The organism is Klebsiella sp. PCX, assembly GCF_021869705.1.
Lineage (GTDB): Bacteria > Pseudomonadota > Gammaproteobacteria > Enterobacterales > Enterobacteriaceae > Klebsiella > Klebsiella quasipneumoniae.
Genome location: NZ_CP091527.1, coordinates 3,111,923 through 3,130,004, shown reverse-complemented (window position 1 = coordinate 3,130,004; position 18,082 = coordinate 3,111,923). Strand labels below are relative to the sequence as shown.

At 59.6% G+C, this 18,082-nt stretch carries 19 protein-coding genes and 1 pseudogene; 12 read left to right on the top strand and 8 right to left on the bottom strand.

Features of this window, described 5'->3' with window-relative positions:
* The first annotated feature begins 84 nt into the window (after nt 1-84).
* Genes GQR96_RS14925 through GQR96_RS14910 form a run of 4 tightly spaced genes read left to right on the top strand, consistent with a single transcriptional unit; the run spans nt 85 to nt 3,883 of the window.
* Nucleotides 85-999: an ABC transporter permease subunit gene (locus GQR96_RS14925; RefSeq protein ID WP_017899862.1), complete on the top strand. Its 915-nt coding sequence runs from the start codon at nt 85-87 to the stop codon at nt 997-999.
* Nucleotides 1,000-1,008: 9 nt separating this feature from the next.
* Complete coding sequence (gene livM / locus GQR96_RS14920; RefSeq protein ID WP_236948513.1) at nt 1,009-2,295, top strand: high-affinity branched-chain amino acid ABC transporter permease LivM; 1,287 nt, start codon at nt 1,009-1,011, stop codon at nt 2,293-2,295.
* Nucleotides 2,292-3,167: an ABC transporter ATP-binding protein gene (locus GQR96_RS14915; RefSeq protein WP_004203255.1), complete on the top strand. Its 876-nt coding sequence runs from the start codon at nt 2,292-2,294 to the stop codon at nt 3,165-3,167. Before livM ends, GQR96_RS14915 begins: the two co-directional genes overlap by 4 nt.
* Nucleotides 3,164-3,883: an ABC transporter ATP-binding protein gene (locus GQR96_RS14910; RefSeq protein WP_032456283.1), complete on the top strand. Its 720-nt coding sequence runs from the start codon at nt 3,164-3,166 to the stop codon at nt 3,881-3,883. Before GQR96_RS14915 ends, GQR96_RS14910 begins: the two co-directional genes overlap by 4 nt.
* A 5-nt stretch (nt 3,884-3,888) precedes the next feature.
* Here GQR96_RS14910 and GQR96_RS14905 read toward each other — a convergent pair whose 3' ends face one another.
* A complete protein-coding gene (locus GQR96_RS14905; protein WP_069135313.1) occupies nt 3,889-4,782 on the bottom strand; it encodes a LysR substrate-binding domain-containing protein in 894 nt (297 codons plus the stop codon).
* A gap of 283 nt (nt 4,783-5,065) precedes the next feature.
* On the opposite strand from GQR96_RS14905, the gene pckA reads away from it, so the two are divergent.
* Nucleotides 5,066-6,709, top strand: a complete 1,644-nt coding sequence (gene pckA / locus GQR96_RS14900; protein WP_053810212.1) for a phosphoenolpyruvate carboxykinase (ATP) — start codon at nt 5,066-5,068, stop codon at nt 6,707-6,709.
* A gap of 49 nt (nt 6,710-6,758) precedes the next feature.
* Here the strand turns inward: pckA and GQR96_RS14895 are convergent, their stop codons facing one another.
* Nucleotides 6,759-7,235 carry a GNAT family N-acetyltransferase gene (locus GQR96_RS14895; protein ID WP_004203250.1) on the bottom strand — a complete coding sequence of 159 codons (477 nt, stop codon included), beginning with the start codon at nt 7,233-7,235 and terminating at the stop codon, nt 6,759-6,761.
* A gap of 99 nt (nt 7,236-7,334) precedes the next feature.
* On the opposite strand from GQR96_RS14895, the gene GQR96_RS14890 reads away from it, so the two are divergent.
* From GQR96_RS14890 to GQR96_RS14880, 3 genes are all read left to right on the top strand, one after another.
* On the top strand, nt 7,335-8,267 hold the full coding sequence (locus GQR96_RS14890; RefSeq protein WP_064177966.1) for a LysR family transcriptional regulator: 933 nt from the start codon (nt 7,335-7,337) through the stop codon (nt 8,265-8,267).
* Nucleotides 8,268-8,593: 326 nt separating this feature from the next.
* On the top strand, nt 8,594-9,889 hold the full coding sequence (locus tag GQR96_RS14885) for an MFS transporter (protein ID WP_023318579.1): 1,296 nt from the start codon (nt 8,594-8,596) through the stop codon (nt 9,887-9,889).
* A gap of 11 nt (nt 9,890-9,900) precedes the next feature.
* Nucleotides 9,901-10,710 (top strand): substrate-binding domain-containing protein, encoded by an 810-nt coding sequence (locus tag GQR96_RS14880; RefSeq protein ID WP_074186501.1) that lies wholly within the window; start codon nt 9,901-9,903, stop codon nt 10,708-10,710.
* On the opposite strand, the gene GQR96_RS14875 is transcribed toward GQR96_RS14880, so the two are convergent.
* Both GQR96_RS14875 and GQR96_RS14870 read right to left on the bottom strand, forming a co-directional pair.
* Nucleotides 10,685-11,584, bottom strand: coding sequence for an L-proline-binding transcription factor PsrA (locus GQR96_RS14875; RefSeq protein WP_017899856.1), 900 nt, complete (start codon nt 11,582-11,584; stop codon nt 10,685-10,687). The genes GQR96_RS14880 and GQR96_RS14875 overlap by 26 nt on opposite strands.
* A 114-nt stretch (nt 11,585-11,698) precedes the next feature.
* Nucleotides 11,699-12,181: a cold-shock protein gene (locus tag GQR96_RS14870; protein WP_004203243.1), complete on the bottom strand. Its 483-nt coding sequence runs from the start codon at nt 12,179-12,181 to the stop codon at nt 11,699-11,701.
* A 191-nt stretch (nt 12,182-12,372) separates the two neighbouring features.
* Here GQR96_RS14870 and GQR96_RS14865 point away from each other — a divergent pair, with 191 nt between their 5' ends.
* Entirely contained in the window at nt 12,373-13,071 is a 699-nt protein-coding gene (locus GQR96_RS14865) for an RluA family pseudouridine synthase (RefSeq protein WP_069135364.1), read from the top strand.
* A gap of 24 nt (nt 13,072-13,095) precedes the next feature.
* Here the strand turns inward: GQR96_RS14865 and GQR96_RS14860 are convergent, their stop codons facing one another.
* Together GQR96_RS14860 and GQR96_RS14855 are read right to left on the bottom strand one after the other, a co-directional pair.
* On the bottom strand, nt 13,096-13,635 hold the full coding sequence (locus GQR96_RS14860; RefSeq protein WP_004203232.1) for a DUF2058 domain-containing protein: 540 nt from the start codon (nt 13,633-13,635) through the stop codon (nt 13,096-13,098).
* A gap of 115 nt (nt 13,636-13,750) precedes the next feature.
* On the bottom strand, nt 13,751-14,080 hold the full coding sequence (locus GQR96_RS14855; RefSeq protein ID WP_004203231.1) for a gamma-glutamylcyclotransferase family protein: 330 nt from the start codon (nt 14,078-14,080) through the stop codon (nt 13,751-13,753).
* 297 nt (nt 14,081-14,377) lie between these two features.
* On the opposite strand from GQR96_RS14855, the pseudogene GQR96_RS14850 reads away from it, so the two are divergent.
* From GQR96_RS14850 to GQR96_RS14840, 3 genes and pseudogenes are all read left to right on the top strand, one after another.
* Nucleotides 14,378-14,740 (top strand): annotated as a pseudogene (locus GQR96_RS14850) (VasL domain-containing protein); the annotation flags it as partial.
* A 131-nt stretch (nt 14,741-14,871) separates the two neighbouring features.
* Nucleotides 14,872-15,786: a sugar ABC transporter substrate-binding protein gene (locus GQR96_RS14845; protein ID WP_069135365.1), complete on the top strand. Its 915-nt coding sequence runs from the start codon at nt 14,872-14,874 to the stop codon at nt 15,784-15,786.
* Nucleotides 15,787-15,869: 83 nt separating this feature from the next.
* The gene (locus GQR96_RS14840; RefSeq protein WP_057215950.1) at nt 15,870-16,199 is read left to right on the top strand and encodes a DUF1869 domain-containing protein; all 330 of its coding nucleotides are present in this window, start codon (nt 15,870-15,872) and stop codon (nt 16,197-16,199) included.
* An 86-nt stretch (nt 16,200-16,285) separates the two neighbouring features.
* Here GQR96_RS14840 and ychF read toward each other — a convergent pair whose 3' ends face one another.
* Together ychF and pth are read right to left on the bottom strand one after the other, a co-directional pair.
* Complete coding sequence (ychF, locus tag GQR96_RS14835; RefSeq protein WP_004203224.1) at nt 16,286-17,377, bottom strand: redox-regulated ATPase YchF; 1,092 nt, start codon at nt 17,375-17,377, stop codon at nt 16,286-16,288.
* 117 nt (nt 17,378-17,494) lie between these two features.
* The gene (gene pth, locus GQR96_RS14830; RefSeq protein WP_004180389.1) at nt 17,495-18,079 is read right to left on the bottom strand and encodes an aminoacyl-tRNA hydrolase; all 585 of its coding nucleotides are present in this window, start codon (nt 18,077-18,079) and stop codon (nt 17,495-17,497) included.
* Nucleotides 18,080-18,082: the final 3 nt, after the last annotated feature.

The following is an 18,082-nucleotide window of genomic DNA, read 5'->3' as shown; positions in this document are numbered from 1 at the left end:
TCCTTTTGACTTGCGAATCGTCACATGACGGCGGTCGACCGGGTACCCATCCCGGCGGCCGTCGGCCTGGCGGCTGGAGGGGCTATGACGGCGTTTTTTCTACAACAACTGATCAATGGGTTGACGCTGGGGGCGGTGTACGGCTTAATCGCCATCGGCTACACCATGGTGTATGGGATCATCGGCATGATCAACTTCGCCCACGGCGAGGTGTATATGGTCTCCGCCTACCTGTGCGCCATCGGCCTGGCGCTGCTCTCTTTCTTCGGGATCCACTCCTTTCCGCTGCTGATTTTCGCCACCCTGGTGTTCACCATCGTGGTCACCGGCGTGTACGGCTGGGCGATCGAGCGCATCGCCTACCGGCCGCTGCGCAACTCGACGCGCCTGGCGCCGCTGATCTCGGCTATCGGGATGTCGCTGATCCTGCAGAACTATGTCCAGCTGAGCCAGGGGCCGAACCAGCAGGGGATCCCGACGCTGCTCAGCGGCGCGCTGCGCATGACGGTGGGCGATGGGGTGGTGCAGATCACCTGGACCAAGGTGTTTATTCTCGTCGCGGCGCTGGCGGGGATGCTGATCCTGACCTGGATTATTCAGTACACCCGGCTGGGGCGCATCTGCCGTGCCACCCAGCAGGACCGGCGCATGGCGGCGATCCTTGGCATCAATACCGACCGGGTGATCTCCCTGGTGTTTGTCATCGGCGCGGCGATGGCCGGCCTGGCCGGGGTGCTGGTGACCATGAACTACGGCACCTTCGACTTCTACATCGGATTTATTATCGGCATCAAAGCCTTCACCGCCGCGGTGTTGGGCGGGATTGGCTCGCTGCCGGGCGCGATGCTGGGCGGACTGCTGCTTGGGGTGGCCGAAGCCCAGTTCGCCGGGCTGGTGAATTCGGATTACAAAGATGTCTTTTCCTTTGCGCTGCTGGTGGCGATCCTGATTTTTCGCCCGCAGGGGCTGCTGGGTCGTCCGCTGGTGGCCAAGGTCTGAGGGGGCTCTATGGGTGAACTGACGCGCCAGCCTGCGCGGGAAATCAAACGCGCGCTGATCGACAGCGTGCTGGCCGGTCTTTGCGCATTAATTGTCTTTGGCCCGATCGTCGGCGTGGTGCTCAAAGGGTATGGCTTTACCCTCGCGCCCGCGCGGGTGGCGATCCTGGTGGCGGTGGTGATGGCCGGCAGGCTGGCGCTCAGCCTGCTGCTGCAGAGCCACAGGGGAAAAGCCTTTATTGCCCGCTTTGAGGGGGCGGATGACGGGGTGTACGTCCGGCCGCCGGGCTACCGCTCGCGGCTGCGCTGGATAATGCCGATGCTGGTGGGCCTGGCCATTGTCTTTCCGTTTCTCGCCACAAAATATCTGCTGACCGTGGCCATCCTTGGGCTGATCTACGTTCTGCTTGGCCTGGGGTTAAATATTGTGGTGGGCCTCGCGGGGCTGCTCGATCTGGGCTATGTGGCGTTTTACGCCATCGGCGCCTACGGCCTGGCGCTGGGCTACCAGTACCTCGGGCTCGGCTTCTGGGCGATGCTGCCGCTGGGGGCGGTGATGGCGGCCCTCGCCGGGGCATTGCTTGGCTTTCCGGTGTTGCGCATGCATGGCGACTACCTGGCTATCGTCACCCTCGGCTTTGGCGAAATTATCCGCCTGGTGCTCAACAACTGGGTGAGCTTCACCGGCGGCCCTAACGGCGTACCGGTGCCGTCCCCTACGCTGTTTGGCCTCGAATTTACCCGCCGGGCTAAGGATGGCGGCATCCCCGTCCATGAGTTCTTCCACGTCAGTTACAACCCCAACCTGAAATTCATCTTTCTCTACGCCGTGCTGTGCCTGGTGGTGATGCTGGTGCTGCTGGTGAAGCATCGCCTGACGCGGATGCCCATCGGCCGCGCCTGGGAGGCGCTGCGCGAGGATGAGATCGCCTGTCGGGCGATGGGGCTCAACCACGTGCTGGTCAAGCTCTCGGCGTTTATGCTCGGCGCGTCGACCGCCGGCATCGCCGGGGTGTTCTTCGCCAGCTATCAGGGATTTGTTAACCCGACGTCGTTCACCTTTTTTGAGTCGGCGCTGATCCTGGCGATTGTGGTGCTGGGAGGAATGGGCTCCACCCTGGGGGTGGTGCTGGCGGCGTTTGTCCTGACGGTCACCCCGGAGCTGCTGCGCGGGTTTGACGAATATCGCGTGCTGCTGTTTGGCGTACTGATGGTGATGATGATGATCTGGCGGCCGCGCGGCCTGGTGCGCACCAGCCGCAGCGGGGTAGCGTGGCGAAAAGGAGTCGCGCCATGACCGACAGCATCTTACGCGTTGAGCATCTGATGATGCATTTCGGCGGCATCAAAGCGCTGAATGACGTCAATCTGGAGGTGGAGCGGGGGTCGATCACCGCCCTGATCGGCCCCAACGGCGCGGGCAAAACCACGGTATTTAACTGCCTGACCGGCTTTTATCGGGCGACGGGGGGGAGCATCGTGCTGCGGGCGCGGGAAAAGGTCACCGATGTCATTCAGGTGCTGGGGCAAAAGCTTCACCCGGACGATTTTCTCCACCCGGCGCAGCTGGGGCGGCGGATCTATTACAAGATGTTCGGCGGCACCCATCTGGTGAACCGCGCCGGCCTGGCGCGTACCTTCCAGAATATTCGCCTGTTCCGCGAGATGTCGGTGATTGAGAACCTGCTGGTGGCCCAGCATACCCAGGTTAACCGCCATCTGCTGGCCGGGATCCTCAATACTCGCGGCTATCGGCAGGCGGAGAGTCAGGCGCTGGATCGCGCTTTTTACTGGCTGGAGGTGGTGGATATGGTGGACTGTGCCAACCGTCTGGCGGGAACGCTTTCCTACGGACAGCAGCGGCGGCTGGAGATCGCCCGCGCCATGTGCACCCGCCCGGAGATGATCTGTCTGGATGAGCCGGCGGCCGGACTCAACCCGGTGGAAACCCAGGCGCTGAGCCGGATTATCCGCTTTCTGCGTCAGCAGCACGGCATCACGGTGCTATTGATCGAACATGATATGGGGATGGTGATGGAGATTTCGGATCATATCATCGTGCTCGACCACGGGGACGTCATCGCCCGCGGCGCGCCGCAGGCGATCCAGGCCAACGCCAGCGTGATTGCCGCCTATCTTGGCGCTGAGGAAGAGGAGACCCGCCGATGAGCCAGCCACTGCTTGCCTTTGATGAGGTGGATGTCTTCTACGGGCCGATCCACGCCCTGAAGCAGGTCTCCCTCACCGTCAACGAGGGGGAGACGGTGGCGCTGATTGGCGCCAACGGCGCCGGTAAATCAACGCTGCTGATGTCGGTCTTCGGCCAGCCGCGCATTGCCGGCGGGGAGATTTTCTATCGCGGGGAGGCGATCAGCCGGAAATCGACCCACTTTATCGCCAGCAACGGCATCGCCCAAGCCCCGGAAGGGCGGCGCATTTTTCCCGATATGACCGTCGAGGAGAATCTGCTGATGGGGACCATTGCCATCGGCAACCGCTATCAGGCCGAGGACAAGGCCCGGATGTACCAGCTGTTCCCCCGGCTGGAAGAGCGGCGGGGACAGCGGGCGATGACCCTCTCCGGCGGCGAGCAGCAGATGCTGGCCATCGCCAGGGCGCTGATGAGCCGGCCGCGCCTGCTGCTGCTGGATGAGCCGAGCCTGGGGCTGGCGCCGCTGGTGGTGAAGCAGATATTTCAGATCCTGCGCGAGCTGACGGCCCAGGGAATGACGCTGTTTCTGGTGGAGCAGAACGCCCGCCATGCCCTCAACCTGTCGGACCGCGCCTATGTGATGGTGAACGGTCAAATCCGCCTGAGCGGTAGCGGCCAGGCGCTGCTCAACGACCCGGAGGTGCGTAAGGCGTACCTGGGGATCAGCGGCTGAGAGAGTTAATCCTGCGCTTCGTTACGGGTTTTAATGTACTGCCAGAAACGTTCGGCGGCCTGGTTAAGCCGCGAGCCGGAGCGGTAGAGCCAGGCGCCGATCGGCAGCGACAGGCTCTCATCGAGGATCGTCAGACGGCCTTCGTCCAGCTCGCGCTGAATAGAGTACTGCGGCAGCCAGCCCACGCCGTCGCCATTGAGGATCATGCGCTTGAGCAGCTCGCTCATGGAAGAGACAAAGGTGAGGGAGAAGGTGATCTCCGGCGTGCGGTCGATGACCTGGTTCACCTGGCGCCCCATATAGCTGTCGTTGGCGTATTTCATCAGCGGCAGCACGCCGCGATGTAAATGAAACAGCGGCCGGCCATGTTCGTCGCAGGGGGAGACCAGGTGCAGGTAGGAATCAAAAATTTTATGATTAATAAACGGATAGTTCATTAATTCTTCATTATAGAAGGAGAGGATAAAATCGCTTTTACCCTCTTTCAGGTTAAATACGGCGTCGTTGACGTTAATCGATTCAACATGAAAAGTCTTATTTTTACGGTCGGTGTAACCGGCGATAATTTCCGGCAGCAATAACACCGACAGCGAAGGCGCGGCGTCGATTCTTATTTTTTGCGTGGTGTTATTTAAGCCTTTAATTCGGCTGATCTGAAAATCCATATCGTCGAGCATATTTCGCGCATAGCCGACAAAAATCTTCCCGCGATTGGTCAACTGCAGGGGGTTGGCGCTGCGATCGAAGATGCTGAATCCGAGGGAAGCCTCGAGCGACTGGATGCGTCGGCTGAACGAGGACTGGGAGATATTGCGGGCTTTGGCCGCCAGGGTAAAGCTGCGTGACTCCTCGAGAGCAATCACATCATACAGCCATTTAACTTCCAGATTTGCCAACACCGATCCAGTCCTCAAAAACGCAATAAAGGCTATGCAATTTTAGCATAGCGCATAGAAACTATGCAATTAACATAATTATCGACAGGTGTTAACATTTTTTGGAAAGTTGAGATTTATGAATGCGTATCGGCGACCCTACATGAGCACGATATGAAATCGCGACTCACGGTTATTTATTGCTTTATTTCATTGCCCCGGAATTATCTTATTCAATAGCGGGCGACGAAGACGAAAGCAATGAATAACCCAGGCCTCTTACCTTAAATAGTTTGTCAGGAGTTCCATGTCACAACAAATTGAATCAGTAAAAATGGCTCTGCAGGAGCTGGGGATTAATGCAAGCGGCGAATTGTTTTACAACCCTGATTACGATTTGCTTATTGCACATGAAACCTCCCCTGAGCTGACCGGCGCGGCCCGCGGCGTGATGACCGACTCTGGTGCTGTGGCAGTGGATACCGGTATCTTCACCGGCCGCTCGCCGCGCGATAAATATATCGTCAGAGACGAGCAGACTCGCGACACCGTATGGTGGGCTGACTCCGGCCTCGGCCGCAATGACAATAAGCCATTATCGCCAGACGTGTGGCGCAGCCTGAAAAGCCTGGTCGCAGGCCAGCTGAGCGGCAAAAAACTGTACATCATCGACGCCTGGTGCGGCGCCAGCCCGGACACCCGCCTTGGCGTGCGCTTCGTTACCGAGGTGGCGTGGCAGGCCCACTTTGTCAAAAACATGTTTATCGTGCCGAGCGCCGACGAGCTGGCCAGCTTTACGCCAGACTTCGTGGTGCTCAACGGCGCCGGCTGCACCAATGCCAACTGGCAGGCGCAGGGCATGAACTCCGAGAACTTCGTCGCCTTTAACCTGAGCGAGCGTATTCAGCTCATCGGCGGCACCTGGTACGGCGGCGAAATGAAAAAAGGGATGTTCTCGGTCATGAACTACCTGCTGCCGCAGAAAGGCATCGCGTCGATGCACTGCTCGGCCAACCGTGGCGAAGCAGGGGACGTCGCGCTGTTCTTCGGCCTCTCCGGTACCGGCAAAACCACGCTGTCCACCGACCCGCATCGTCAGCTGATTGGCGATGACGAGCACGGCTGGGACGATGACGGGGTATTTAACTTCGAAGGCGGCTGCTACGCCAAGACCATTAATCTCGACCCGCAGGCGGAGCCGGAGATTTATGGCGCCATCCGCCGCAATGCGCTGCTGGAAAACGTGGTGGTGCGCGCCGACGGCAGCGTGGATTATGCCGACGGCAGCAAAACCGAGAATACCCGCGTCTCCTATCCGCTGTCGCATATCGACAATATCGTCAAGCCGGTGTCCCGCGCAGGCCATCCGTCGAAGGTCATTTTCCTTGCCGCTGACGCGTTTGGCGTCCTGCCGCCGGTCTCCCGTCTGACCACCGAGCAGATGCAGTACCATTTCCTGTCGGGCTTCACCTCGAAGCTGGCGGGCACCGAGCGTGGCATTACCCAGCCGACGCCGACCTTCTCCGCCTGCTACGGCGCGGCGTTCCTGCTGCTTCACCCGACCCAGTACGCCAGCGTCCTGGCGGCGAAGATGGCGGAATCCGGTGCGGAAGCCTGGCTGGTCAACACCGGCTGGAACGGCGAGGGCAAACGCCTGTCGCTGCGCGATACCCGCAGCATCATTAGCGCAATCCTCAACGGTACCACCGGCCCGCTGCGCGATGAGGCCATCCCGGTATTCAATCTTGCGATCCCGCAGAGCATTCCGGGAGTCGACAGCGCGGTGCTGGATCCGCGTAATGGCTGGAGCTCAGCGGATAAGTGGCAGGAGAAGGCGGAGAGTCTGGCTCAGCTGTTTATGGATAACTTTAAGCAGTACAGCGATACCGAAGCGGGCGCGCGTCTGGCGCTGGCCGGTCCGCAGCTGCAGAATAGCGCGGTCGAAGCCTGATCCGCGGCCAGCAGGTCGACGCCTGGCGCCGACCTGCTGGCGAGCCGCTTTACTCCGCAAAGGCCCGCAGCGCATCGCCCGTGAGGCGATAACGCACCCACTCATCCTGCGGCTGCGCGCCAATGCTCAGATAGAAATCAATCGCCGGCTGGTTCCAGTCGAGTACGCTCCACTCCAGACGCCCGCACTGACGCTGTACAGCATATTGCGCGATGGTTTTCAGTAGCGCTTTCCCGGCGCCGATCCCGCGATAGTCGGGGGTCACGTACAGATCTTCCATATAGATGCCATTGCGGCCAAGCCAGGTGGAGTAGCTGGTGAAGAACACGGCGTAGCCCACCGCTTTGCCCGCCACCTCGCAGATCAGCGCCTCAGTTTTGCTGCTGCTGGCAAACAGCGTCTCTCTGATCTCCTCTGCCGTCGTCACCACCTCTTCGGGGGCTTTCTCGTAGACCGCGAGTTCATAAATCATGTCGTAAATGGCGGTGGCGTCGTCCGGGGTGGCCTGGCGGATCGTGATGCTCATGGGTCGTCCTGTCTGAATGGTATCAAGGAAAGCAACATTGCTGACCCAGAGCATAAGCGGTATTGTGAAAAGAATTAAGTGCAATGAAATCAGCAAATGATGAATATTATGCATCCAGTCCTGCGCCGGATTGACCTCAACCTGCTGCCGGTCTTTGACGCGGTCTATCGCTCCCGCTCGGTGCGCCTGGCGGCGGAAGAGCTGGCGATGAGCACCTCGGCGCTGAGCCATGCGCTTTCCCGGCTGCGCAGCGCCCTCAACGACCCGCTGTTCTATCGCGAAGGCCACCGGATGTGTCCCAGCGTCTATGCCAGCCAGCTGGCGCCCTCTATCGCTTCGGCGCTGAAATTTCTCAATCAGGAGCTGACGCCGCCGGCGGCGTTTGTGCCGAGCGCCAGCACCGACTGCATGCAGATTGCGATCACCGATTTCACCGCATTCTGCGTCTTTCCGACGCTGATGCACCGCCTGCAGCGGGAGGCGCCCGGGCTGCGGTTTGAGCTTCGTTATCTGCCCCATAGCCCGGCGCTGACCGAGCTGCTGGCGGGCGAGGTCGACCTGGCTCTCGGGTTCAACACCCCTGACGAGCCAGCCCATCCCGATCTTGAGGAGATCAACTGGCTGCGGGACGAATATGTGGTCATCAGTCAGGCTGACCGCACGGCGCTGACCCTGGACGCCTATCTTGCGGCCCGTCATCTGGTGGTAACCCCGTGGAATGAGCGGCAGGGGGTGCTGGACTGCGAGCTGGAGCGGCAGGGCTATTCGCGGCAGGTGGCGGTGAAAACGCCCTCGATGCTGAGCGCCCCCTTTATTATTGAGCAGAGCGATCTGATGATGGCGCTGCCCCGGCGGGCGGCGGAGACGATGGCCCGCGCCGCCCGGCTGACCATTTTCCCGCTGCCGTTTCCGGTTCCCCCGTTTGACGTCAAGATTTACGCCCATAAACGCAGCGGGAAACGCGAGGCCACCCGCTGGCTGATCTCCCTGCTGCAGACGCTGGGGAACGTCGCCACGGCGCCGGCGCCCTGAGGCCACATCCGGGTTATTAACCTATCGCCGCTGCGCATCGCGTTAACCGTCCCGGACCGGGCATGTCTTATACCGTCGGGGGCGCAACCGCGTACCCTGGCCTCGGTCACAAAACGGAAAACTCACATTTTCATCTCCACCACCGATGCTGAGGGTACAGAAAGTGTTAAATGATTGTATATAAAAGTAATGTTAATTAGCTAAATGTTATTTATGCGTAAATTGCATCAATGGATGCGTTTATTACGCTTATTTCATACCGGGTTCTGTTTCAGTCTTCAGCAACAGGCGCGCGACAACGCGTGGATAACAAACTGGAGACCTGCATGCATTCGACAACCTCACTGATGAGTACCCGTGATCGGCTCGGCGCCATTCTGCGCGTCACGTCCGGTAACTTTCTCGAACAGTTCGACTTTTTCCTGTTCGGGTTTTATGCCACCTACATCGCACATACCTTTTTTCCGGCCAGCAGTGAATTCGCCTCGCTGATGATGACCTTTGCGGTCTTTGGCGCCGGCTTTCTGATGCGGCCCATCGGCGCCATCGTGCTTGGCGCCTATATCGACAAGGTAGGGCGGCGCAAAGGGCTGATTGTGACCCTGTCGATCATGGCCACCGGCACCTTCCTGATCGTGCTGATCCCCTCTTACCAGACCATTGGCCTGTGGGCGCCGTTGCTGGTGCTGATCGGCCGTCTGCTGCAGGGCTTCTCCGCCGGCGCTGAGCTGGGCGGGGTATCCGTCTATCTGGCCGAGATCGCCACCCCGGGCCGCAAAGGGTTTTACACCAGCTGGCAGTCGGGCAGCCAGCAGGTCGCCATCATGGTGGCGGCCGCGATGGGCTTTGCCCTCAACGCCGTGCTGGAGCAGAGCGCCATCAGCGACTGGGGATGGCGTATTCCGTTCCTTTTCGGCTGCCTGATCGTGCCGTTCATTTTTGTGCTGCGCCGTAAGCTGGAGGAGACCCAGGAGTTTACTGCCCGCCGCCATCACCTGGCGATGCGCCAGGTATTCGCCACCCTGCTGGCGAACTGGCAGGTGGTCATCGCGGGGATGATGATGGTGGCGATGACCACCACCGCGTTCTACCTGATCACTGTATATGCGCCGACCTTTGGCAAAAAAGTGCTGATGCTCAGCGCCTCTGACAGCCTGCTGGTCACGCTGCTGGTGGCGATTTCCAACTTCTTCTGGCTGCCGGTGGGCGGGGCGCTGTCCGACCGCTTTGGCCGCCGACCGGTGCTGATTGCCATGACGCTGCTGGCGCTGGCTACTGCCTGGCCTGCGCTGACCATGCTGGCGAACGCGCCGAGCTTTTTGATGATGCTGAGCGTGCTGCTGTGGCTGTCGTTTATCTACGGCATGTACAACGGGGCGATGATCCCGGCGCTGACCGAAATTATGCCCGCCGAAGTGCGCGTGGCAGGCTTCTCGCTGGCCTATAGCCTGGCGACCGCGGTGTTTGGCGGCTTCACGCCGGTGATCTCCACGGCGCTGATCGAATATACCGGTGATAAAGCCTCCCCTGGCTACTGGATGAGCTTTGCCGCCGTCTGCGGTCTGCTGGCCACCTGCTACCTCTATCGCCGCAGCGCCGTCGCGCTGCAGACGGCACGTTAATCAGGGAGAGGATGATGCGTAAAACGACAGGAACCCTGCTGGCCACGCTGCTGCTGGCCGCCACCGGCGGCAGCGCGCTGTCCGCTGAGGTCACCGTGATGATCTCCGGCGGCTTCAAAGCGGCGCTGGAAAAGCTGGCCCCGGCGTGGGAAAAACAAACTGGCAACCATCTCGTGGTGATCCCCGGCCCGTCAATGGGGAAAACGCCGCAGGCGATCCCTAACCGCCTGGCGCGGGGCGAACACGCGGACGTGGTGATTATGGTCGGCGACGCGCTGACCAGCCTCGAGAAAGCGGGCCGAACGCAGCCGGATTCGCGCCGGGAGCTGGCCGACTCGCCCATCGGCGTGGTGGTGAAAGCGGGAGCGCCGCTGCCGGCCATCCGCAGCGCAGACCAGCTGCGGGCGGCGCTGCTGGCTGCCCCGTCGGTCGCGTACTCCGACAGCGCCAGCGGACGCTATGTCAGCTCGACGCTGTTCCACCGCCTGGGCATTGATGAGGCGATGCAGAGCAAAGCGCAGATGGTGGAGCGTATTCCGGTGGCCTCGGAAGTGGCGAAGGGACGTTATGCGATCGGTTTTCAGCAGGTGAGCGAACTGCTGCCGGTGCCCGGCGTAACCTTCGTCGGCGAACTGCCGGATAACCTGCAGTACATCACCCGCTTTGCCGGGGCGGTGACCGTCAGCGCCGACCACCCGCAGGAAGGAAAGGCGCTGCTGACCTATCTGGCCTCACCGGCGGCGCAGGAGACCATCCACGCCACCGGTATGCGAAGCGTGGCCGCCGCTGCGCCGCTCAGCCAGAAGGATACTGTTCAATAATCAGCTTCTCCAGCTCTGCCGCTACGTAGGACTGAATACGGCCGCTGAGGCGGATCAGGCCTACCGTGCGGGTGACCACCGGATCAGTGAGCGGCACGGCGCGGAGAACGGAATGCTCCCCAGCGGGCATTGACATCGCGGGTACGGCGGCAATGCCGATGCCCGCTTCCACCATCCCCAGCATCGTGGTGACGTGGCGGGTTTCGCAAATGCTTGGCCGCGCCGGCGTCAGATGCGCCAGCTCCCGGTCGAGCAGCGTCCGGTTGCCGGAGACCCGATCGAGGCCAATATAATCCTGTTCAAAATATGCCTGCCAGCTGAGGTGCGTCCTGCCTGCCAGCGGATGGTCATGCCGACAGGCGGCGACATAGCGGTCGTCGGCCAGCGGGGTGAATTCGATGCTGGCCGGCAGGTTTTTGGCAAAGCAGAGCCCAAAGTCAGCCTGTCCGCTGCTGACCGCCTCGATCACATTCCCGACGCTGCTGTCAATCAGCCGGATACGCACCTGGGGATAACGCGCCTGAAAGCTGCGGATGATGTCCGGCATAAAGTAGTAGGCGGCAGAGGGTACCGTCGCCACCGTCACCAGCCCGGTGCGCGCCTTGCTGACCTGGCTGATATCCGCCAGCACCGTCTCGACGTGGGCCAGCAGCTGCTCTGAACGTTCGGCAAAATTCTGTCCATACAGCGTAAGGGTCACGCGGCGGGTGGTGCGCTCGAACAGCCGGTTGCCCAAGGCGGTCTCCAGCTTTTCGATGCGCCGGCTGAGGGCCGACTGCGACAGGCAAATGGATTCTGCGGCCAGCCGAAAGCTGCCATACTCCATCAGGGCGCGAAAGGCATAGAGATCGTTGAAGTCAAAATTTACGGGCATGGCGGCGGCATCCTTATCGGCTGTCTGACGCCTCGCCCCGTCCGGTGAGGGGCGATGGCGACGAAAATCGGCTCGGCAGGTGACTGGGCGCGCGGCTGACCGCACGCCGGGTCGTCAAACCTTGAGCAGTTTTACCGTGGCATCGATATCGATTTCGTCTTCCGAGAAGATCAGGGTTGTCCCCTGAAAGGTGGTGATCGCCAGCTTTTTCACCGAGCGCATCTCTCCCGGCTGCACCGTGGATTTTGGCCGGATGCTGTTCATCAGCAGCCCGACCGACAGCACCGCGTTTTCTTTATCCACGCGGGTCTCGACCGGCTCTTCTTCCCGGTAAACCACATAGGACTTGATGGAGGTCAGCTTCAGCCGCTCGCCGGCGATATAGATATATTTGCTCTCCGGAATGACCTTGACCGCGTAGGCCGACAGCCCTTTATTGTTGGTGGTTGGTTCGAAAGTCACCGCCGCGTCTTTCTTGATGAGATCGGGATTGGCGACCTTAATCACATGAAAATACCGGTTTTCGCCGTTTTCATCTTTGATAAATCCAAAACCTTTATCTTTAAACCACGTTGTGATTGTTCCGTTCATCGCCATTACCGTTCTTACTCGTTGGTTAACTCAAATTTTGCAGCGCGCAGTGTAAAGCACATTGCCTGCGCAGACCATGCCTTTACGATAAGTGTGGGTGATAAATGACACCGCCGCGAGGGCGGATCGTGCGCCAGCGTCGTACCGGCGGACAAAATGGGGTACTATCGCCAGCCACTCCTTCTTCGGGCCGCCTGATGTCCACCATTATCGATACCTTTGTCGCGCCGCCGTGCCGCGACCAGATCACCCTCTTGTATCAGGATGAACACCTGCTGCTGATCAATAAACCGGCCGGGCTGCTGAGCCTGTCAGGCAAAGATCCGCGCAACCTCGACTCTGTCCATCATCGACTGGTCCAGCGCTTTCCGGGCTGTACCCTTGTACACCGCCTTGACTTCGGCACTTCCGGTCTGATGGTGGTCGCCCGCAACAAGGGGATTAACGCTGCGCTGTGCCAACAGTTCAGCCAGCGCACGGTGGGTAAGGTCTATACGGCGCTGCTGTGCGGCCATCTGCCGGAAGACGAGGGGGTCGTGGAGGCGGCGATCGCCAAAGAGCCGGCCCGTTTCCCGCGCATGTCGATCAGTGTCCGGCACGGCAAACCGGCGCGTTCGCGCTACCGGGTCATTGACCGCCTGTACCAGACGCGGGAAGGGGAGAGGGCGCTGGCGCTGACGAGGGTGGCGCTTACCCCGGAGACCGGGCGCACCCATCAGCTGCGGATCCACTGTCAGCTGCTGGGCTATCCGATCCTTGGCTGCGATCTGTATGGCGGCCGGGAATTGCCGGGCACGGAACAGGCTCCGCGGCTGATGCTGCACGCCAGCGAGCTGCGCTTTGTCCATCCCGTCAGCCACGAGCCGATGCATATCCAGCAGGCAAGCTCGTTCTGATCGCCTGCCGCCGGAAGCCCGCGATCACCACATCAGGTCGTCGGGCACCTTAAAGTCGGCGTACGGATCGTCTTCATCCTGTTCATCCTGACTCAGGGCGCTGTGCAACACGATGCTGCTGGCATCGCGCTGGGCAATTTTCTCTGCCACGACCGCCGGAATAATCGCATACTCCCCTTCAGGTTTGTTATCCACCGCCAGGCGGGCAATCGCCAGACGGCCGTTAATCAGCTGGGTTTGGGTGGTCTTGTCGACCATGATTTTTTTGATCAGATTATTATCGGTAAAGTTAAAGCCGATATCGCCCCGGGCGACCGTAATGCGGTTCATCTCAATCAGCTGCTTGACCTGGGCTTTATACTCTTTCGCCAGCATCGCCTGCTTTTGCTGCTCGCTGAGCAGTTTATCGCGCTCCAGCTGGGCTTTTTTATTCTCTTCCACCGCTTCCCGGGCCTCACGGGCCTGCACGCGGGATTTTTTCGCCGTTCTCTGGACTTTGGCCATTTTTTTGCTGCTGACCAGGCCGGCTTTGAGCATCTGCTCTTGTAAGGTAAGTTTTGTCATTTGCGTATCTGAAGCTTAGGAAACATCTGGCAAGTATACCTGCATTGGCGGAAACGACGCCAGACCCGCGGACGTGCTGGGCCGCTGTGGCCAGTAGCGCGATACTGGCGGGGGATTACTCCCGGGGCTGGAGCTGATAAATCCAGGCGCTGACCTGCTGTCCATCGTCGGTGGTCACCTCAACCGACACCCGATCGTACCCCTCCTCAAACTCGTCCAGCATGGGCCAGTGCGCCGCCAGCCGGTCGGACAGGAACAAATAGCCGTTGACCCGCGGGCCGTTGGCGTCGAGGACGATCCCCGGAAAATCAGCGGCAGCGCCCCAGCCGCGCGCGTAAAAGGTGCCAGTGACGTAACCCGGACGCCACTCGCCCCCGATCGTCTCCAGAATATGCGCATTGCTGCGACCGGGACAGAGCGTCCCATAGACAAATAACGGTTTCATTGTTCCTCTCGCGATCGTGACTTCATCCGCCCACAGCGGAAACCCAAAATACGGGGTAATGTAGCGCCTGGCAATGGCCGGGTGTTGATCCGCCACCTCAACCGCCAGCAGTACCTTGACGCTCGCTCCGCCCGCTAATTCTCGCGCTGACAGACATCATGATGACAACACATACAGACCTCCGCTATTAAACCGGTGGCGACCCGCGCACGCTGGCCGATTTTATTGCGCTGCGTGCAGAAATGAACAAGCTCAACCACCCGGCGCGGCCGAATATTAACTGGCCGTATGCCGAGCAGCTTGCCCGCGGAACACCTCACCGGCTGGGCGGAGGGCATGCGGCAGCTGCAACGGCTCGCCGGTCAGCTCAATGCCCTCGACGAGCAGAAGGGGAAGCACCTGACGGTGAGCGAACTGAAAACGGCGGTGTTTGCCATCATGCAGTCGCTTAACCGCGCCGTTCCGCTGGAAGAGCAATTGCGCGAGGTGGCCGCGCTCCCCGTGGGTCAACCCTGGTCTGCCGCCCGCGGCAGCCTCGCCGAACTGCATCTGCAACAGCCGATCGTGGAGAATGCCCTACTGAAGCGAAATCAGCCGGCCTCGCCGCCCGCTGCGCTCCCCGAAACCGGTGAGGCCTTGATGAGTGAGGCGGTAAAATAAAATGTGCGCATGGCAACATTTTCTTTACATCATGATTGCAAGAACCGAACGCCCTTCGTAGTCTGAAAATGATTTAAATATACCGTTTGTGTTTATATTGAAAATTTTATTTCGACCTCTGAGGGCATGCTATGAAGCACTGTAAAATCATCCTGTTAGTAGGCCTTCTGGCCAGTTCCGCTTCGGCATTAGCGGATAAGATCGGCGTCTCGATGGCTTACTTCGATCAAAACTTTCTCACCATTATCCGTCAGTCCATTGAGAAAGAAGCTCAAGCCCGTCACGTCGATGTGCAGTTCGAAGACGCCCGCGGCGACACCGGACGCCAGGCCGATCAGGTGCAGAGCTTCATCGCCTCCGGCGTGGACGCCATCATCGTGGACCCCGTGGACTCCGCCAGCACCCCGCAGCTGACGAAGATGGCGCAGCAGGCCAGAATGCCGCTGGTGTATGTGAACCGGACGCCGGGGGATAAAACGTTACCGCCTGGCGTGGTGTTTGTCGGATCGGACGAGCGGGAGTCCGGTACATTACAGATGGAAGCGCTGGCGAAGCTGGCAAACTACAAAGGCAACGTCGCCATCATGATCGGCAATCTCACCGATGCCGGCGCGCTGCAGCGCACCAAAGACGTAGAGCAGGTGGTGGCCAAATACCCGGCGATGAAAGTGGTGCAGAAACAGCCGGCCAACTATTCCCGCAGCGAGGGAATGGATCTGATGCAGAACTGGGCAGGTAACGGGGAAGAGATTGATATTGTGGCGGCGAACAACGATGAGATGGCGATTGGCGCGGCGATGGCGCTGGAGAAGAGCCAGAAGAAGATGCTGATCGGCGGGATCGACGCCACGCCGGATGGGCTGAAAGCGTTGGCCAGCGATAAGATCCAGGTAACAGTCTTCCAGGATGCCGTTGGTCAGGGCAAAACGGCCTTAGCGGTGGCGCTGAAGCTGATTAAAGGAGAAAAAGTCGAGTCCCATGTCTGGATCCCGTTTGAGTTAGTGACCAAAGAAAATATGCAAACCTATGTGGAAAAGAGTCATTAACGGCAAGGCGGAAGTGTTCGAACTTTGCTGATAAAACCGGGCTGAGAATGTGTCGCCCGGGTAATGAAACCGGAGGATAAGACATGGCAACGGCAAAAAGCGGTTATACGCTGCAGGTGATAAAGGCAGGGCAGCAGGGGCATGTTGAAATGAGGTGGGGGCATCTCGCGGAAGTCGATACGCGCGCGGCGGCGGCGACCATCGCGCAGCATATCGGGCGACCCTCGTCTGCGGCGGATCCGCAGGAGATTAGCCTGTCGCTGACCAATGCCGCCAGCGGCATCTCGGTGGAGCTTCATCACCCGGCCTCAGGGGAAAGCGCCACCCCGGCTTTTATTGAGGACGAGTTAAAAAAGATTGTGCAGATCGTTGATGGCTACGAAGCGGCAGAAGAGACCCATATCGTGGAGTAGCGCGCCGTCTGGCGCACGAAAAAAAATCCACGCCGGAGCGTGGATTTTTTATTACTCGATGGCGGCAGAAATGCCAGCCAGCGGGATCAGACGTTGAACAGGAAGTTCATCACATCGCCATCTTTGACGATGTAATCTTTACCTTCAGCGCGCATTTTACCGGCTTCTTTCGCGCCCTGTTCGCCTTTGTAGGCGATAAAGTCTTCATAAGCGATGGTCTGCGCGCGGATAAAGCCTTTCTCGAAGTCGGTGTGGATCTTACCGGCTGCCTGCGGCGCAGTCGCCCCTACCGGGATGGTCCATGCGCGCACTTCTTTCACCCCAGCGGTGAAGTAGGTCTGCAGGTTCAGCAGGGCGTAACCAGCGCGGATCACGCGGTTCAGACCCGGCTCTTCGAGGCCCAGCTCAGCCATAAACTCGTCACGTTCTTCATCGTCCAGCTCGGCGATGTCCGCTTCAACCGCGGCGCACACCGGCACCACCACAGACCCTTCCTGCTCGGCGATGGCGCGAACCTGATCGAGGTACGGGTTGTTCTCGAAACCGTCTTCATTGACGTTCGCGATGTACATGGTCGGCTTCAGGGTCAGGAAGCTCAGATAGCGGATGGCGTCTTTCTCTTCTTTGGTCAGATCCAGCGCGCGCAGCATACCGGCGTTTTCCAGCTGCGGCAGGCATTTCTCCAGCGCGGCCAGCTCAACTTTCGCGTCTTTATCGCCGCCTTTGGCTTTTTTGGAGACGCGGTGAATCGCGCGTTCGCAGGTATCAAGGTCAGACAGCGCCAGTTCGGTGTTGATAACGTCGATATCTTCCGCCGGGTTCACTTTCCCCGCGACGTGAATGATATTGTCGTTTTCGAAGCAGCGAACCACGTGACCGATAGCTTCGGTTTCGCGGATGTTGGTCAGAAACTGGTTGCCGAGACCTTCGCCTTTGGACGCGCCTTTAACCAGGCCCGCGATATCAACGAACTCCATGGTGGTCGGCAGGATACGCTGCGGTTTGACGATTTCAGCCAGCTTGTCCAGACGCGGATCGGGCATCGGTACGACACCGGTGTTCGGCTCAATGGTACAGAAGGGGAAGTTGGCCGCTTCAATACCCGCTTTGGTGAGCGCATTGAACAGGGTGGATTTGCCGACGTTGGGCAAACCGACGATACCGCATTTGAATCCCATGATTTAAATCACCTTAATCTTTGGATAATCAATCTGTTACAAGGAACAGATTGCAGAAAATTGAATAGCTTTGCCTATTATACACGGTGCGCGGCAAAAATGCCGCACGACAACGGCTTATTGCGCCTTAAAGGCGTGTAAACGGTTGGTCGCTTTGGTGAGACCATCCTTTAACCAGATTTCCGTACAGCGCGCCGCTTCGTCGACGGCATCATCAATCAGTTTCTGCTCGCTGGCCGGCGGTTTGCCGAGCACAAAGCCGACAACCTTGTTTTTATCGCCCGGATGGCCGATCCCGACGCGTAAGCGGTGAAAGTTCGGGTTATTGCCGAGCTTGCTGATGATGTCCTTCAGGCCGTTGTGGCCGCCATGGCCGCCGCCAAGCTTAAATTTCGCCACGCCCGGCGGCAAATCCAGCTCATCATGGGCAACCAGAATTTCGTCCGGGTTGATGCGATAAAAGGTTGCCATCGCGGCCACGGCTTTACCGCTAAGGTTCATAAAGGTGGTGGGCACCAGCAGGCGAACATCCTCGCCCGCCAGGTTGATGCGCGAGGTGTAGCCGAAGAATTTGCTCTCTTCGCGCAGCGGCGCGCGATGGCGATCCGCCAGTAAATCCACATACCAGGCGCCAGCGTTGTGCCGGGTGGCGGCATATTCCGCACCGGGGTTGGCCAGGCCGACAATCAGTTTAATGGTCACGTT

What these genes read in the sequence shown, in the direction of transcription:
- GQR96_RS14925 (WP_017899862.1), top strand. Translation starts at nt 85, where the DNA reads ATGACGGCGTTTTTTCTACAACAACTGATCAATGGGTTGACGCTGGGG.
- livM (WP_236948513.1), top strand. Translation starts at nt 1,009, where the DNA reads ATGGGTGAACTGACGCGCCAGCCTGCGCGGGAAATCAAACGCGCGCTG.
- GQR96_RS14915 (WP_004203255.1), top strand. Translation starts at nt 2,292, where the DNA reads ATGACCGACAGCATCTTACGCGTTGAGCATCTGATGATGCATTTCGGC.
- GQR96_RS14910 (WP_032456283.1), top strand. Translation starts at nt 3,164, where the DNA reads ATGAGCCAGCCACTGCTTGCCTTTGATGAGGTGGATGTCTTCTACGGG.
- pckA (WP_053810212.1), top strand. Translation starts at nt 5,066, where the DNA reads ATGTCACAACAAATTGAATCAGTAAAAATGGCTCTGCAGGAGCTGGGG.
- GQR96_RS14895 (WP_004203250.1), bottom strand. Translation starts at nt 7,235, where the DNA reads ATGAGCATCACGATCCGCCAGGCCACCCCGGACGACGCCACCGCCATT.
- GQR96_RS14890 (WP_064177966.1), top strand. Translation starts at nt 7,335, where the DNA reads ATGAATATTATGCATCCAGTCCTGCGCCGGATTGACCTCAACCTGCTG.
- GQR96_RS14885 (WP_023318579.1), top strand. Translation starts at nt 8,594, where the DNA reads ATGCATTCGACAACCTCACTGATGAGTACCCGTGATCGGCTCGGCGCC.
- GQR96_RS14880 (WP_074186501.1), top strand. Translation starts at nt 9,901, where the DNA reads ATGATGCGTAAAACGACAGGAACCCTGCTGGCCACGCTGCTGCTGGCC.
- GQR96_RS14875 (WP_017899856.1), bottom strand. Translation starts at nt 11,584, where the DNA reads ATGCCCGTAAATTTTGACTTCAACGATCTCTATGCCTTTCGCGCCCTG.
- GQR96_RS14870 (WP_004203243.1), bottom strand. Translation starts at nt 12,181, where the DNA reads ATGGCGATGAACGGAACAATCACAACGTGGTTTAAAGATAAAGGTTTT.
- GQR96_RS14865 (WP_069135364.1), top strand. Translation starts at nt 12,373, where the DNA reads ATGTCCACCATTATCGATACCTTTGTCGCGCCGCCGTGCCGCGACCAG.
- GQR96_RS14860 (WP_004203232.1), bottom strand. Translation starts at nt 13,635, where the DNA reads ATGACAAAACTTACCTTACAAGAGCAGATGCTCAAAGCCGGCCTGGTC.
- GQR96_RS14855 (WP_004203231.1), bottom strand. Translation starts at nt 14,080, where the DNA reads ATGAAACCGTTATTTGTCTATGGGACGCTCTGTCCCGGTCGCAGCAAT.
- GQR96_RS14845 (WP_069135365.1), top strand. Translation starts at nt 14,872, where the DNA reads ATGAAGCACTGTAAAATCATCCTGTTAGTAGGCCTTCTGGCCAGTTCC.
- GQR96_RS14840 (WP_057215950.1), top strand. Translation starts at nt 15,870, where the DNA reads ATGGCAACGGCAAAAAGCGGTTATACGCTGCAGGTGATAAAGGCAGGG.
- ychF (WP_004203224.1), bottom strand. Translation starts at nt 17,377, where the DNA reads ATGGGATTCAAATGCGGTATCGTCGGTTTGCCCAACGTCGGCAAATCC.